Origin of the sequence: Vibrio pomeroyi, assembly GCF_024347595.1 — a bacterium.
GTDB lineage: Bacteria > Pseudomonadota > Gammaproteobacteria > Enterobacterales > Vibrionaceae > Vibrio > Vibrio pomeroyi.
Genome location: NZ_AP025506.1, coordinates 425,908 through 441,860 on the forward strand (window position 1 = coordinate 425,908; position 15,953 = coordinate 441,860).

The 15,953-nt window shown below is 46.0% G+C and carries 11 protein-coding genes; 8 read left to right on the top strand and 3 right to left on the bottom strand.

Features of this window, described 5'->3' with window-relative positions; all coding sequences use genetic code 11:
• Window positions 1-198: 198 nt before the first annotated feature.
• Both glnE and hldE read left to right on the top strand, forming a co-directional pair.
• Complete coding sequence (glnE, locus tag OCV12_RS01925; RefSeq protein WP_261885235.1) at window positions 199-3,048, top strand: bifunctional [glutamate--ammonia ligase]-adenylyl-L-tyrosine phosphorylase/[glutamate--ammonia-ligase] adenylyltransferase; 2,850 nt, start codon at window positions 199-201, stop codon at window positions 3,046-3,048.
• Between the two features lie 120 nt (window positions 3,049-3,168).
• Window positions 3,169-4,599, top strand: a complete 1,431-nt coding sequence (gene hldE, locus OCV12_RS01930) for a bifunctional D-glycero-beta-D-manno-heptose-7-phosphate kinase/D-glycero-beta-D-manno-heptose 1-phosphate adenylyltransferase HldE (RefSeq protein WP_261885236.1) — start codon at window positions 3,169-3,171, stop codon at window positions 4,597-4,599.
• A gap of 98 nt (window positions 4,600-4,697) precedes the next feature.
• Here hldE and tolC read toward each other — a convergent pair whose 3' ends face one another.
• On the bottom strand, window positions 4,698-6,017 hold the full coding sequence (gene tolC / locus OCV12_RS01935) for an outer membrane channel protein TolC (RefSeq protein WP_132762217.1): 1,320 nt from the start codon (window positions 6,015-6,017) through the stop codon (window positions 4,698-4,700).
• 227 nt (window positions 6,018-6,244) lie between these two features.
• On the opposite strand from tolC, the gene nudF reads away from it, so the two are divergent.
• The 6 genes from nudF (at window position 6,245) to parC (ending at window position 13,189) form a co-directional block, all read left to right on the top strand.
• Window positions 6,245-6,874, top strand: coding sequence for an ADP-ribose diphosphatase (gene nudF, locus OCV12_RS01940; RefSeq protein ID WP_017629370.1), 630 nt, complete (start codon window positions 6,245-6,247; stop codon window positions 6,872-6,874).
• Window positions 6,875-6,878: 4 nt separating this feature from the next.
• Entirely contained in the window at window positions 6,879-7,319 is a 441-nt protein-coding gene (locus tag OCV12_RS01945; RefSeq protein ID WP_004736016.1) for a DUF1249 family protein, read from the top strand.
• A gap of 58 nt (window positions 7,320-7,377) precedes the next feature.
• The gene (gene cpdA / locus OCV12_RS01950; RefSeq protein WP_017629369.1) at window positions 7,378-8,202 is read left to right on the top strand and encodes a 3',5'-cyclic-AMP phosphodiesterase; all 825 of its coding nucleotides are present in this window, start codon (window positions 7,378-7,380) and stop codon (window positions 8,200-8,202) included.
• Window positions 8,202-8,807: an esterase YqiA gene (gene yqiA / locus OCV12_RS01955; protein ID WP_261885237.1), complete on the top strand. Its 606-nt coding sequence runs from the start codon at window positions 8,202-8,204 to the stop codon at window positions 8,805-8,807. Before cpdA ends, yqiA begins: the two co-directional genes overlap by 1 nt.
• A gap of 239 nt (window positions 8,808-9,046) precedes the next feature.
• Window positions 9,047-10,927: a DNA topoisomerase IV subunit B gene (parE, locus tag OCV12_RS01960; RefSeq protein ID WP_017629367.1), complete on the top strand. Its 1,881-nt coding sequence runs from the start codon at window positions 9,047-9,049 to the stop codon at window positions 10,925-10,927.
• A 3-nt stretch (window positions 10,928-10,930) separates the two neighbouring features.
• Entirely contained in the window at window positions 10,931-13,189 is a 2,259-nt protein-coding gene (parC, locus tag OCV12_RS01965) for a DNA topoisomerase IV subunit A (RefSeq protein ID WP_017629366.1), read from the top strand.
• A gap of 112 nt (window positions 13,190-13,301) precedes the next feature.
• On the opposite strand, the gene degS is transcribed toward parC, so the two are convergent.
• Window positions 13,302-14,366 carry an outer membrane-stress sensor serine endopeptidase DegS gene (gene degS, locus OCV12_RS01970; RefSeq protein WP_176680892.1) on the bottom strand — a complete coding sequence of 355 codons (1,065 nt, stop codon included), beginning with the start codon at window positions 14,364-14,366 and terminating at the stop codon, window positions 13,302-13,304.
• 158 nt (window positions 14,367-14,524) lie between these two features.
• Window positions 14,525-15,880, bottom strand: a complete 1,356-nt coding sequence (locus OCV12_RS01975; protein ID WP_261885918.1) for a Do family serine endopeptidase — start codon at window positions 15,878-15,880, stop codon at window positions 14,525-14,527.
• Window positions 15,881-15,953 lie beyond the last annotated feature (73 nt).

Here is a 15,953-nt window from a genome sequence, read left to right on the forward strand (position 1 = left end):
AATCCTTGTTGCTAGAGCCTGTTTTCTAGAGAGAAAGGCCTAACTCGATAAGTTAACCGATAAAACGCCCACATTGCTAATGTGGGCGTTTTTTATTGGCGTAACTTTGGTATAACTTAGCTTTAGTTTTAAAACTCGCTATTGAAGACTAGAACCGATAACCGAACGTTCGTCGCGCAGCTTATACAAGGAAGAAACATGCCATTGCCTTCTCAACTCGTCATTCACTCACAGTCTGCTTTTGATCAATTGTTAGAACATCAAAGTGAAGCCATTAATACTTGGTCTGAGCCGCTTATTGAGGATCTCAAACGTGTATTAGGGTTGAGCTGTTTTGTGGGGGATTGTTTACAACGCGACACGATCTTATCTACGACCTTACCGGAGATGTTGGCATTCGCAGAACGTGCAGAAGGGTATCGTGGACGGTTGGCAGAGCTACTTTCTGGTTGCGCTGATGAGATGAGCGGTCAGCGTGTGTTGCGCCAATTCCGCAACCGAGAAATGACTTATATTGCGTGGCGTGACTTCATGGGTTCTTGGGAGTTAGAGCAAAGTCTAAATCATCTATCGATGCTGGCTGAGGCGATGATCTTCGAGACCTATCAATGGCAGTACGATATTTGTTGTAAAGAGTGGGGCACACCTTGCAATGAACAAGGCGAAGCGCAGCCGATGCTGATTATTGGCATGGGTAAGCTTGGTGGCGGTGAGCTAAATTTCTCTTCTGATATCGACCTGATTTTTACCTATCCTGAGAACGGTGAAACCCAAGGTGCAAGACGCAGTATTGCCAATGCGCAGTTCTTCACGCGCTTAGGGCAGCGTATTATCAAGGCGCTCGATCAGCAAACGTTTGATGGGTTCTGTTATCGAGTCGACATGCGCCTGCGCCCATTCGGTGAGAGTGGCCCATTGGTGATGAGCTATGCAGCACTGGAAGATTACTATCAAGAACAGGGACGTGACTGGGAACGCTATGCCATGGTCAAAGCGCGAGTGATGGGTAGCGAAATGTACCCTGAATATCAAGAGCTTCGCCAGATGCTTCGCCCGTTTGTCTTCCGTCGTTATATCGATTTCAGTGCGATTCAATCTTTGCGTCGTATGAAGTCAATGATCAGCAGCGAAGTGCGCCGTCGTGGCTTATCAAACAACATCAAGCTGGGTTCTGGTGGTATTCGTGAAGTTGAGTTTATCGCGCAAGTTTTCCAATTGATTCGTGGTGGGCGTGAACCTAGCCTTCGAGGTCGAGGGCTGTTAGAAACCCTCACGGCTATCGAGTCACTGCATTTACTCGAGTCAGAAGAGGTGGGTCACCTGCGTGATGCTTACCTATTTTTACGTCGTCTTGAAAACCTACTTCAAGCGATGGCTGACAAACAAACTCAAACCTTGCCTGATGGGGAATTCGAACAATTGCAGCTCGCGGTCGCGATGCAGTTTTCTGATTGGGATAGCTTGATTACCGCAACTCGCGCTCATATGGCCAATGTACACACCGTGTTTGAAGACCTAATAGGGGTTGATGAAGAAGACGCAAACCCTATCGCGAGTCACTTTAGTGAATTGTGGGATATGGCGCATAAGCCGGACGTTATTGAGCATGTGCTAGAGCATGATATTGCTATCGCCAACCCACCAGAGGCGGCGAAAACTATCATCCAATTTAAAGCAGACTTGGCGAAGAAGACCTTAGGCCCACGAGGACGCGAAGTTCTCAATCGACTGATGCCAAAAGTCTTTCAAGCTTTGTATACCGCTAAGGATGCGGAGTTTGGCTTGTCTCGAGTGCTTCATCTACTGCATAAAATCGTCACACGCACCACTTACCTAGAGCTATTGGATGAACACCCTGCTGCGTTGACTCAGCTTGTGCGTTTGTGTACCGCTAGTCCGATGATCTCGGAGCAGCTTGGTCGCTATCCAATCCTGTTAGATGAACTTATTGATCCTCAACAGCTTTATAACCCAGTGCCGCTCGAGTCTTACAAGACGGAACTGCGTGACTATCTTGCCCGTATTCCTGAAGACGATATGGAGCAGCAGATGGAAGGTCTGCGTCAGTTTAAACAGACCTGTATCTTGAGAATTGCTGCGGCTGATATTGCGGGCGTACTGCCTGTGATGAAGGTCAGCGATCACCTTACTTACTTGGCCGAAGCGATTGTAGAGGCAGGCGTTAACCAAGCTTGGCTGCAGGTGTCGGCTAAATTCGGCGAACCAACTCATGTGAAAGATCGCGAAGGTCGCGGTTTTGCGGTTGTTGGTTACGGCAAGGTCGGTGGTTGGGAGCTTGGCTACAACTCAGACCTAGACATTGTGTTTATGCACGACTGTCCGGTACACATCTATACTGATGGTAAGAAAGAGATCGATGGACGCCAGTTTTATCTAAGGTTGGCTCAGCGCATTATTCATATTTTCTCGACCAGAACCGCTTCTGGAATTTTGTACGAAGTTGATACTCGCCTGAGACCTTCGGGCGCTTCAGGTTTGTTGGTTAGCCCAACTGATGCCTTTGATGAGTATCAGCACAATGATGCGTGGACGTGGGAGCATCAAGCACTGACTCGTGCTCGCATGATTTATGGTGATGATCTGTTGGCGTCTGCGTTCAATAAAACACGTCATGAAGTGCTGTGCTTGGCTCGTGATGAAGCGACACTTAAAAAGTCTGTTGTGGATATGCGTGAAAAAATGCGCGGTCATCTTGGTGGTAAAAAAGCCGATCGATTCATGCTTAAACAAGATGCGGGTGGTATTACCGATGTTGAGTTCTTAGCTCAATACTTAGTACTGCGATACAGCAATGAGAAGCCTAAGCTGACTCGCTGGTGTGACAATGTACGAATCTTTGAAAGCCTGTTGTCACAAGGAATCATGGACGAGCAACAAGGCATGGCATTGACCAACGCCTATACAACGCTAAGGGATGAAATCCATCACCGTAATCTACTCAACCTAGATGCGGATGTGGCGATTGATAAGTTCGAAATGGAAAGAGAACATGTAGTTCAAGCTTGGAAGCAGTGGATGGAAGCATAAGTTGTCTTTTGCTTATCTGTCACAGTGCCTATCGAGATAGGTTTTACTCATTTTTATATGGTTTAGCCACTGTAATCAGTGTGCTAGACTCTAGCCAGATTCGATTTTTGGAGTTCAACAATGAAACCAATTCTACCTGACTACAGCCAATCAGGTGTTCTTATTGTCGGTGACGTCATGCTTGATCGTTACTGGTATGGTCCAACTGGCCGTATTTCACCAGAAGCACCTGTACCCGTTGTAAAAGTAGAAAATAACGAAGAGCGCCCTGGTGGTGCTGCCAACGTTGCAATGAACATTGCCTCTCTTGGTGGTCATGCTCATGTTGTTGGTTTAACTGGTAAAGATGAACCAGCCGAGGTGTTAAAAAACACCTTGGGCGCACTTAAGGTTAAGTGTGATTTCGTTGAGCTAGAAGACTACCCAACGATCACTAAGCTACGAGTGATGAGCCGTGGTCAACAGTTGATCCGTCTTGATTTTGAAGACAAATTTGAAAATACGGATCCTGAACTGGTTTTATCTCGCATGGAACAAGCGCTTCCTAATGTTCGCTCTGTAATCCTGTCTGATTACGCGAAAGGTGCATTGGAGCATGTGCAGAGCTTTATTCAAAAAGCGCGCGCGGCCAACGTTCCTGTATTTATCGATCCGAAAGGTGCTGATTTAGAACGTTATCGTGGTGCGACTCTGCTTACGCCAAACATGGCAGAGTTCGAGCTGGTGGCTGGTAAGGTTAAATCAGAAGAAGACCTTATCGAGAAAGGTATCGCTTTGATTGAGAAGTATGACTTCGAAGCTTTGTTGGTGACTCGTAGTGAGCATGGTATGACGCTACTACGTAAAGGTCTGGCACCATTCCATTTGCCGACTCAAGCGAAAGAAGTGTATGACGTGACAGGTGCTGGCGATACGGTTATCTCTGTCCTTGCTGCGTCTGTTGCCGCGGGTAAGCCACTGGATGAGGCGTGTGCATTAGCGAATGCGGCTGCTGGTGTAGTTGTCGGTAAGCTAGGTACATCAACACTGTCTACGATTGAATTAGCGGAAGCGATTCACGGTAGCCAAGATACAGACTATGGCGTGATCTCTGAAGCGGCACTGGTCGAAGCGGTGAAGCGTGCTCGTGCTAAAGGCGAGAAAGTGGTGATGACTAACGGCTGTTTTGATATTTTGCATGCTGGCCATGTTTCTTACATGAACCACGCTGCTGAATTAGGCGATCGTTTGATCGTTGCAGTAAATACTGACGATTCAGTGAAACGCTTAAAGGGCCCTGGTCGCCCTGTGAACCCTACCGATCGTCGTATGGCGGTTCTGGCTGGTTTAGGTGCGGTTGATTGGGTGGTTCCGTTTTCTGAGGATACGCCTCAACGTTTGATCTCTGAAGTTCTGCCAAGCATCCTAGTTAAAGGTGGCGATTACAAACCTGAAGAGATTGCTGGTGGCGCAGAAGTGATTGCTGCTGGCGGGGAAGTCAAAGTGCTTAACTTTGAAGACGGTTGCTCGACTACTGAAATCATTAAAGCGATCAAAGGCGGCCGAGGCTAACCTTCGGTCTTTTTGCTTCTATGTTAGCTTTTGAATAGATAATAAAAATGCCGCTCAATGAGCGGCATTTTTGTAACTGTAACGTAAGCTATTCTGAATTACTTACTTGCTACTTTTAGACCTGCGTTTACATCAACAATGTCTTGTTCGCTTAGCGTACCAACCGCTTGGCGAAGCTGAAGCACACTTAGGATGTAGTTGTAACGAGCATCTGAAAGGTTTTTGTTCGCATCGTATAGACGACGAGTCGAATCTAGTACGTCTACGATAGTACGAGTACCAACATCAAAACCAGCTTCTGTTGCTTCTAGAGCAGACTGAGCAGACACTACAGATTGTTCGTAAGCGCGTAGAGCACCAATCGAAGCACTGATGTTGTTGTTGAATGCACGTACGTCTTTCACAACGCTACGGTAAGTCGCTTCTAGATCTTCACTTGCTGCAACGTAGTTGTATTCAGCTTGTTTAGTCAAAGAAGTTGTGTTACCACCCGTGTATAGAGGCACAACTAAGTTCAAGCCAATGTTTAGGTTGTCAGAGTCGTAATCGTTTGTGCTGTTAGAGCTGTCGGTCTGTTCTGCAAGACCGTAGCTACCATCTAAAGTTAAGCTTGGTAGGTGACCAGAGCTAGCTAGAGAGATGTTATCTTTTGCTACGTCTTGAGAGATACGTGCAGCAAGTAAGCTAAGGTTCTTTTGTTCTGCTTGTTCAACAAGTGCAACAGCAGACTCAGAAGATTTGCTTGCTGAGAAACGATCAGTATCTAGGATGCTTAGGTTAGAGTGTTCCTGACCTGTAATCTCACGTAGACCTTCGTAGCTATTCGTTAGGTCGTTCTCTGCAAGAACTTCATCAGCCAAAACGCCATCGTACTGAGCTTGTGCATCGTGTACATCGGTGATTGCTGAAAGACCAACTTCAAAACGTTGCTTAGTTTGTTCTAGTTGACGAGCAACCGCTGCTTTTTCTGCACGAACAAACTCTAGGTTATCTTGAGCGCGAAGTACTTCGAAGTATGCTGTCGCAACACGAAGGATCAAAGCTTGTTGTTCTGCCGCGTAAGCTGAATCAGATTGACGAGCAGTTTTCTCTGCCGTATCTAGAGTGATCCAAGAAGAACGCTGGTAAAGCTCTTGACTGAAACCAATGCCAACACCCCATTGGTTGTTGTCATTGCTTGCGTCTTTATAGTCACCACGATTAATGTCGTAGTTCGCAGTCAAATTGATTTGCGGTAACAAAGAGCTACGGCTTGACGTTACTGCTTCAAAAGCGGCATCGCGCTGCGCTGCTGAACGAAGAAGTTGTGGATCGTTCTGTTTTGCTTGGTCGTAAACTTCAGCTAGCGTATCAGCAAAAGCTGACGAACTCAGGCTGCCAATTGCTGCACTGATAAATAGTGGAAGCAGTTTTTTCATTTTCCTATTCCTGCCTTTTATGGAATTTTCTTTAAAAGAGTTTAACCCAGTTTGGTGGTAATTTACTCGAAACTTTGCACTTTTTTACAGTTAACTGTCCACTTGTGCAATATTTATTTTTTAAAACTTAACTTTAATTATAAATTTTATATAAAAAGTTGAACCTTATCCTTGGTAGTTAACTCGGACAATGAGTAAACTATAAAGATCACTTAGTGAGGTACCAAATGCAACAGTATGACAATCAACGACATGAGTTTACTCCGCAAGATGTGGAAATAGTCTCAAAAGAGACGCTGTTTCGTGGTTTTTTCAAAATGGTTAAGTACACATTTAAACATAGACTGTTTGAGGGCGGCTGGAGCCAACCAATACAGCGTGAGATGTTTGAGCGTGGTCATGCTGCCGCTTTGCTACCTTATGATCCTGTGCGTGATGAAGTGGTGATCGTCGAACAGATCCGTGTCGGTGCCTTAGAGCATGAGAACCCATGGCAATACGAAATTGTTGCCGGGATCATTGATACCGATGAATCACCGCAAGACGTAGCTCGTCGCGAGGCGATGGAAGAAGCGGGAGTCGAAGTCGGATCTGTGTTGCCTATTACTTCGTATTACCCTTCATCTGGTGGTTGCTCAGAAAAGCTCGACGTTTTTGTTGGCTGTGTTGATGCAACGACTGCAAAAGGAGTGCATGGACTGGATTACGAAGGTGAAGACATTCGTGTGCAAGTGATGAGTCGCGAAGCCGCTTATCAGTTAGTAAAAGACGGTGTGTTTGAAAATGGAGCCACGATCATTGCGCTACAGTGGCTACAATTGAATTACCAAGAATTACAGTCAGAGTGGATAGATTAACGTCATGCCAAATATAGCGGTCAAAAAACCGTATCATGTTGATCTTGCTGAATTGATGCGAGTTTACGAGACTAACTATGCCAAACTTAATGCTTTGTTACCGGTTGGGCATGAGGTTGGTGACGTGCGCTGTTACCAAGCCGTTAATATGGTGTATCAATTGACAGTGAATGAGGTCACAAAATACACCACATTAATAGATATATGTCAGAGTGATGCGATGCCAGTGTTTCCTTTGCCAAAAATGTCTGTCAGGCTATATCACGACGCTCGAGTTGCTGAAGTGTGCGCTAGCGGGGATTTTTCGCGTGTCAAAGCGAAATATGATTATCCCAACACTAAGCTTCTGCAAAAGGACGAGAAATTTCAATTGAATAAATTTCTTGGGGAATGGTTAACGTTTTGTTTAAAAACTGGTATCAGCCGAACCCCAATTACCTTTTAATTGAGCCTCTTTAAGAACACTTTAAAGTCTAAACAGTAACGTATCTGGATTTGTTATTTTGGAATTATCACACACTTCAAAATTTGATGAGAGCAGTATTAAGCTTGTGCAGCTAACGGACACGCATTTATTTGCGCCGAGCAATGGCAGCTTATTAAGCATCAACACTCAAGATAGCTTTCGTGCTGTAGTCGATGGCATTGTTAGTCAGGGCTTTGACTATCAAGCGATCTTAGCGACGGGTGATATCTCGCAAGATCACAGTGCTGAGTCTTACCAGAAATTTGAGTCAGGGATTCAGCCTTTAGAAAAGCCTTGTTATTGGCTTCCGGGCAACCATGACTTCAAACCGAATATGGGCAGCGTATTACCATCTCCACAAATTCAATGCGTTGAGCATGTCTTGCTAGGTGATAACTGGCAGATGGTGATGTTGGACTCGCAAGTCGTGGGTGTACCTCACGGGCGACTCAGTGATCAACAGCTCGATCTACTCGAGCAAAAACTATCAGAATTCCCAGAGCGCAATACCTTGGTTCTACTGCACCATCATCCGTTATTGGTTGGTAGTGCATGGTTGGATCAACATAACCTTAAAGATGCTGACCAGTTTTGGGATGTGGTTCAACAACACACCAATGTGAAAGCCGTGTTGTGTGGTCATGTTCACCAAGACATGAATCGAGACCATCATGGTGTACAAGTCATGGCAACACCGTCGACTTGTGTTCAATTCAAACCTAACTCGAATGACTTTGCGGTGGATACTTTGTCTCCTGGTTGGCGAGAGATTGAATTGCATCAAGATGGCACGGTGACCACGCAAGTTCGCCGTTTACCTCATGGGCAATTCCTACCTGACTTTGCTGCAGGCGGTTATTAATGACTGGCACCGATAAACAAACAGTTAAGCCATCACTGCTTCTTTATATTCACGGCTTTAACAGCTCATCGCGTTCCCACAAGGCGACGGTGATGGCAGATTACTGTGCAGAGTATCGCGCTGATATCAAGGTGATTACCCCTCAACTGCCGAGTTTTCCTCAGCAAGCGGCACTTCATTTGCAAACGCTAGTGGAGCAATATAAAGATCAGTACCAGATCGCATTAGTCGGCAGCTCGTTGGGTGGCTACCTTTCAACATGGCTTAATAGTCACTATGGTTTTAAAGCGGTTGTGGTTAACCCTGCAGTGAAGCCTTATGAGTTGTTGGCTGACTATTTAGGTGAACAAGTAAACCCATACACAGATGAACGATATGTACTGGAAACAAAGCATATTGATGAATTGAAGGCGTTAGATGTGCCGGCTATCGAAAAGCCGAGCGACTTTTGGCTGCTTCAGCAAACGGAAGACGAAGTTCTGGATTACCGACAAGCGGTAGAGAAGTACCAAGGTGCAACACAGACAGTAGAAGAGGGTGGGGATCATAGCTTTGTTGATTTTGAACGCTACCCGCAGCAAATCATCACCTTTCTAAATCTTTAATCTGTTCCACCAATCGAGTGATTTTCTCTTGTTTGCCTGTTATTTCATCTATCAGTGGTGAAATATCATAGTTTGATGTCTTAGTTTTTGAACTAGCTTGACATCATTACTCAGCTTCCAGACTATATTCCCCAATACTTCGCTCGTTCGCTCTACTATGACGGTTCATAGTAATGATTCTGCTTTAGTGAAACTAGAGCCAGCGAACTGACGCAAACTTTTTGAGTAAACTCCGTATTATGACTGAACAATATAATGCAAAAGACCTCGAGGTACTTGAAGGTCTCGACCCTGTGCGACACCGCCCGGGAATGTATACCGAGACAGAAAGACCTAACCACCTTGCCCAAGAAGTCATTGATAACTCGGTCGATGAAGCACTAGCGGGACACGCTAAGAAGATCAAAGTTGTGCTTCATGCAGACCAATCGTTAGAAGTTACCGATGACGGCCGTGGTATGCCCGTTGATATCCACCCTGAAAAAGGGATCTCAGGTGTTGAGCTGATCTTAACCAAGCTCCACTCTGGCGGTAAATTCTCAAACAACAACTACAAGTTCTCTGGTGGTTTGCACGGGGTTGGTATCTCTGTTGTAAACGCACTATCAAAACGTGTTGAAGTGACCGTTCGCCGAGAAGGTCAGGTTCATGAGATCGCACTTGAAGGTGGTCATGCAGTAACAGAACTGACTGTAACAGGTACTTGTGGTCATCGTAACAGCGGTACATCAGTACATTTCTGGCCTGATCCAAAGTACTTTGACAGCCCAAAATTTTCGACACTTCGCCTTATCAATAACCTACGAGCAAAAGCAGTACTTTGCCCAGGTTTAGAAATCACCTTTGTCGACAAAGTTGGCGGTGAAGAGCATAAATGGTTCTATGAAGATGGTCTAAAAGACTACCTTGCTGAAGGCGTGAAAGGTTATACCCTGCTACCAGAAGAACCTTATGTGGGTGAATTCGTGGCTGAAACGGAAATGGCTAACTGGGCTATTATCTGGCAACCAGAAGGCGGTGATATGATCACCGAGAGTTACGTTAACTTGGTACCGACCAAGCAAGGTGGTACACACGTAAACGGTCTTCGCCAAGGTCTGCTTGATGCAATGCGTGAGTTCTGTGAATTCCGCAATCTACTGCCACGTGGTGTAAAGCTAACGGGTGACGACATCTTCGATCGTTGTTCATACGTTCTGTCGGTGAAGATGCAAGACCCTCAGTTTGCTGGTCAAACAAAAGAGCGTCTATCGTCTCGTCAAACCGCAGCGTTTGTTTCTGGTGTCGTAAAAGATGCCTTCAGCCTATGGTTGAATGAAAAACCGCAACTGGCAGAGCAACTGGCTGAAGCTTGTATTGCCAATGCTCACCGCCGTATGCGCGCGAGCAAAAAGGTTGTGCGTAAGAAGATCGCATCAGGCCCAGCTCTGCCGGGTAAGCTAACGGACTGTTCGGTTCAAGATTTAAGCCGTACCGAAATCTTCTTCGTGGAAGGGGACTCGGCGGGTGGTTCTGCTAAGCAAGCTCGTGATCGTGAGTTCCAAGCGGTAATGCCACTGCGCGGTAAGATTCTAAATACGTGGGAAGTGTCAGCGGACCAAGTTCTGGCTTCACAAGAAGTGCACGACATCTCAGTTGCTTTGGGCATTGACCCTGACAACGACGATTTATCAGGCCTGCGTTACGGTAAGATCTGTATCCTTGCCGATGCGGACTCGGATGGTCTTCACATCGCAACACTTCTATGTGCGTTATTCACTCGTCACTTCAGCGCATTAGTTGAAGCGGGTCATATCTATGTAGCAATGCCGCCACTGTATCGTATCGACTGTGGTAAAGAGGTTTTCTACGCATTGGATGACGATGAAAAAGATGGCGTGCTTGAGCGTTTGTCTAAGAAGAAATCCAAAATCAACGTACAACGATTCAAAGGTCTGGGTGAGATGAACCCACTTCAGTTGCGCGAAACCACCATGGATCCAAACACTCGTCGCCTTGTTCAATTAACCATTGATGACAACGAAGCGACTCTTGAGATGATGGACATGCTGCTAGGTAAAAAGCGTGCTGATGATCGCCGCACATGGCTACAGACTAACGGTGATATGGCCGAGGTATAATGGATGTCTAACGAAATTACATTTGATGGCGTTGAACAGTTGCCAATGCGCAAGTTCACCGAAGACGCCTACTTAAACTACTCAATGTACGTGATCATGGATCGTGCATTGCCTTATATTGGTGACGGCCTTAAGCCTGTACAGCGCCGTATTATCTATGCGATGTCTGAGCTTGGTTTATCTGCCGCTTCGAAATATAAAAAATCAGCACGTACCGTTGGTGACGTACTAGGTAAGTATCACCCGCACGGTGACTCTGCTTGTTACGAAGCTATGGTACTGATGGCGCAGCCGTTCTCTTACCGCTACCCACTGGTAGATGGTCAAGGTAACTGGGGTGCTCCGGATGATCCGAAATCATTTGCTGCAATGCGTTATACCGAAGCGAAACTGTCTAAGTTTGCTGAAGTTCTGCTGGGTGAATTAGGTCAAGGCACGGTTGAATGGCAACCAAACTTTGATGGCACGATGAAAGAGCCACAAATGTTGCCAGCACGTCTACCTCATATCCTACTGAACGGTATCACGGGTATCGCGGTAGGTATGGCTACCGACATTCCACCACACAACGTGCGTGAGATTGCGGACGCAACCATTAAGCTGATTGATAGCCCTAAATCTGAGCTATCGGACATCATGGAAAGCGTGCAAGGTCCTGACTATCCAACAGAAGCTGAGATCATCTCTCCGAAGTCGGATATCGAAAAGATCTACAAAACAGGCCGTGGCAGCATCAAGATGCGCGCAGTTTGGCATAAAGAAGGCTCTGATATTGTTATCACAGCTCTGCCTCATCAAGTATCAGGCGCTAAGTTGCTTGAGCAAATCGCGAACCAAATGCGAGCTAAAAAGCTACCAATGGTTGACGATCTGCGTGATGAATCTGATCACGAGAACCCAACGCGTATCGTAGTGGTTCCTCGTTCGAATCGTATCGATTGTGATCAACTGATGAGTCACCTATTTGCTTCGACGGATCTAGAGAAGAACTTCCGTGTTAACTTGAACATGATTGGCTTAGACAATCGTCCTCAAGTTAAAGGTCTGGTTCAAATCCTGAAAGAGTGGATTGAGTTCCGACGCACAACCGTTCGTCGTCGTCTGCAGTACCGTCTAGACAAAGTATTAGCTCGCCTACACATCTTAGAAGGCTTGCTGGTTGCTTACCTTAATATTGATGAAGTGATTGAAATCATTCGTACAGAAGACGAACCATGTCCTGTGCTGATGAGCCGCTTCAATATTACTGAGACACAAGCGAACGCTATCTTAGACATTAAACTTCGTAACTTAGCTAAGTTAGAAGAGTTTAAGATTCGTGCCGAGCAAGAAGAGCTTGAAGCGGAACGCGATAAGCTTGAAAAACTACTGGGTTCTGAGCGTCGTCTAAACACCCTGATCAAGAAAGAAATCCAAGCGGATGCCGAGAAATATGGTGACGATCGTCGTTCTCCATTGGTTGAACGTGCAGAAGCAAAAGCGCTAACAGAGCGTGACCTTGTTCCTAGTGAGCCAATCACGGTTGTGCTGTCTGAGAAAGGTTGGATTCGTCATGCTAAAGGACATGAGGTTGACGCTGAGGGCTTGAACTACAAGTCTGGTGATAAATTCTTAGCGAGCGCTAAGGGTAAGAGTAATCAACAAGCGGTGTTCCTTGGTAGTGATGGCCGAAGCTACTCCCTTGAATCTCATTCATTACCGTCGGCACGAAGCCAAGGTGAGCCGATTACAGGCCGCCTGAATGTGAGCCCTGGTACTTCTATTCGCCAAGTGGTGATGGGAGAGAATGAGCAGCTATGGTTAGTCGGTTCTGATGCCGGATACGGCTTTGTTTGTAAGGGCAGTGATCTGCTTTCGAAGAACAAGAGCGGTAAAGCGTTAGTTAACTTGCCACAGTCTTCTGAAGTGATGATGCCGAGCCCGATTGCTGATTTGGACAGTAACCAGATTCTAGCGATTACTAACCAAGGACGTATGTTGTTGTTCCCGATTAAAGACCTACCTCAACTGAGCAAAGGTAAGGGTAACAAGATCATCAACATCCCTTCTGCGAAAGCAAAAGAGCGTGAAGAGTTTGTATCACACTTGATGGCCATCCCAGAGAATGCAACGCTGACTATCTACGCGGGTAAACGTAAGCTTGGTTTGAAACCATCGGATCTTGAAAACTTCCGTGGTGAACGTGGTCGTCGTGGTGGTTTACTGCCGAGAGGATTACAGCGAGTGACTCGTATCGATATCGATGAGCCAAGTGAATCATAGATAAACTTGATACCATCTTCGGATAAAAGAAAACCCAGCCTGAGAGCTGGGTTTTTTGTATCTGTATACTTTTGTATTCGTACTTTAACGGTTACCTGTAAGCGCTCTTAGCCTACAAACGAGTATCTTCAGCGATGGTGACCTTAAGCGTCTTGTTCTCACCTTGGCGCAGAATACCGACATCAATAACCGTACCCGGACGTAAATCAGTAACAATATCCATCACGCTCTGACGTCCATTAACTTGGGTGTTGTTGATGCTAACGATGATATCTTGCGCTTCAAAGCCTGCATCAGCTGCAGGCCCGTTCGGGTCTATACCCAGTACAACAATCCCGCCGATATTCTTAGTACCAAGTAAACGTGACGTGACTGAATTGATGTCTTGTCCGTCGATACCGATATAACCACGAATCACACGACCATCAGCGATGATCTTCTCCATGATTTTATTAGCCAGTGGGTAAGGAATAGCAAACGAGATTCCGTAGGTTTCCATATCCGTAGCTTGCTGGAAAGAAGCGGTGTTGATGCCAACTAACTCACCTTGTGAATTAACCAGTGCACCACCAGAGTTACCTTCATTGATTGCCGCATCGGTTTGGATAAAGGCTTGATGTCCATCTGCACTGATCGAAGAGCGGCCGGTTGCGGAGATGATGCCAAAGGTAGTCGTTTGACCTAGGTTATATGGGTTACCGATCGCCAGTACCACATCACCGACATTGGCTTTGTAGCTTGGGTTTAATGGGATTACGGGTAGATTGTCACCGCTGACTCTCAGTATCGCGATATCGGTGCGCTTGTCTGAACCGACAAGTTGTGCAGCAGCGACTCGGCCATCTTGAAGTGCCACTACGATTTGGTCAGCTTGAGCAACCACGTGGAAGTTGGTAATGATATAGCCTTTTTCGCTGACAATTACCCCTGAACCCAAACCTTGAGTCAGTAGTTTGTTGCGATCGCTTTCTGCGTATTTTCGGCTATAAATGTTAACCACTGCTGGTGCCGCGCGGCGTACAGCTTGGTTAAATGAAATCTGAAGTGAACCGATGTTGTCCACCTTAGGGCTGGTAACATCAGAAACAATAGCGGGTCTCAAGCTTGGAAATGCAAGAAGAATAAGCGCCGCTGAAACAAGTCCAAGGGAAATAGAACGAAATAGAAAGGACAGCATGTTTCCCTCTTCAACAAGTAAGGTGTGAAGCCTCCGTAGATGGATGACTGACTTGATTACTAGTGAAGCATAGCATTTTGATTCATCTAAAGAAAAGGGAGACTGAGTAAGTTTAAAGCAAACTTACCGAGCCTCCCTGTTATTACGTTGACGTATGGCTATCTAATAACGAGGTAGATAGTTCTGTCGCCACGTTGGATATTTAGCGCTAGTACGCCCGGCTGTTTCTCAAGAATCTCTCTAAATTCAGCAAGGTTCTTAACGGTTTGGCGATTGACGCCAATAATGATGTCGTCTTTAAGAAGTTGGTAAGCTTCTGCTGGTGAGCCTTGAGCAACACTTGACACCTTCACGCCTGTTGCTGAGTCGCTGTCTGTTGTGTTGGTAAGCTCAGCGCCAGCAAGCCCTTCATGCAGTTTTTCAGCTTGTGTCTTATTGTTGGTTGATTCACCAAGAGTTACGTCAAAGGTCTTACTCTTTCCATCGCGAACCACACCAAGCTCGATCTGCTTACCCGCACCCAGAGTTGCCACTTTGGCTCTCAGTTCACTAAAGGTATCAATGCGCTTACCGTTGATAGAGACAATAATATCGCCCGCTTTCAGGCCTGCTTTGTCTGCGGCACTGTCAGGTACAATTTGGCTAACAAAGGCCCCTTTACTGGATTCATAACCTAGTGCTTCTGCCAATTCAGAGGTCACTTCTCCGCCTTGAACACCAAGCATGCCACGTTTTACTTCACCGAAATCGAGGATTTGTTCTGTCAGGTTTTTCATCATATTGGATGGAATTGCAAAGCCGATACCGACATTACCTCCGTTAGGGCCAAGAATGGCAGTGTTGATACCAATCAGTTCACCGTTGAGGTTCACTAGTGCGCCACCAGAGTTACCGCTGTTGATTGCTGCATCGGTTTGAATGAAGTTCTCAAAGTTCTCTAGATTCAGGCCGCTGCGACCGAGCGCAGAAACAATACCTGATGTCACGGTTTGCCCAAGTCCAAACGGGTTACCAATTGCGACACTGAAATCACCGACTCTTAGCTTGTCTGAGTCTGCGACTTTTATCTGGGTAAGGTTCTTGGCTTTTTCGAGTTTAAGCAGTGCGATATCAGACATCTGGTCACCACCGATAAGCTCGGCATCGTATTCTCGACCATCATAAAGTTTTACTTTGATATCGTCGGCACCATTAATCACATGATAGTTAGTCACGATGTGGCCTTTCTTGGCATCAATGATGACACCAGAGCCTAATCCGCGGAATGGGCGCTCTCGTGTTTGTTCGGGACCAAAAAAGAATTGAAATTGTTCAGGGATTTGCTGACGTTGTACCTGTTTGCCTTCTACGGCAATACTAACCACAGCGGGGGTCACTTGTTCAAGCATGGGCGCTAGGCTTGGTAATTGTTCGTTACCCACACTTAATGGTAGTGCGGCCGTTGCTTGAATGGGGGTGATGATTGAACTTAAGCTTAAAGTCAGTACTGATAAAGCAAGCAAAGGTTTTTTCATCATAAACTCCTCTCTAGTTAAGGTCTTACCCCTCTCACTACGTGTAATAAGTATGAGAAGTTTCAAATGACCT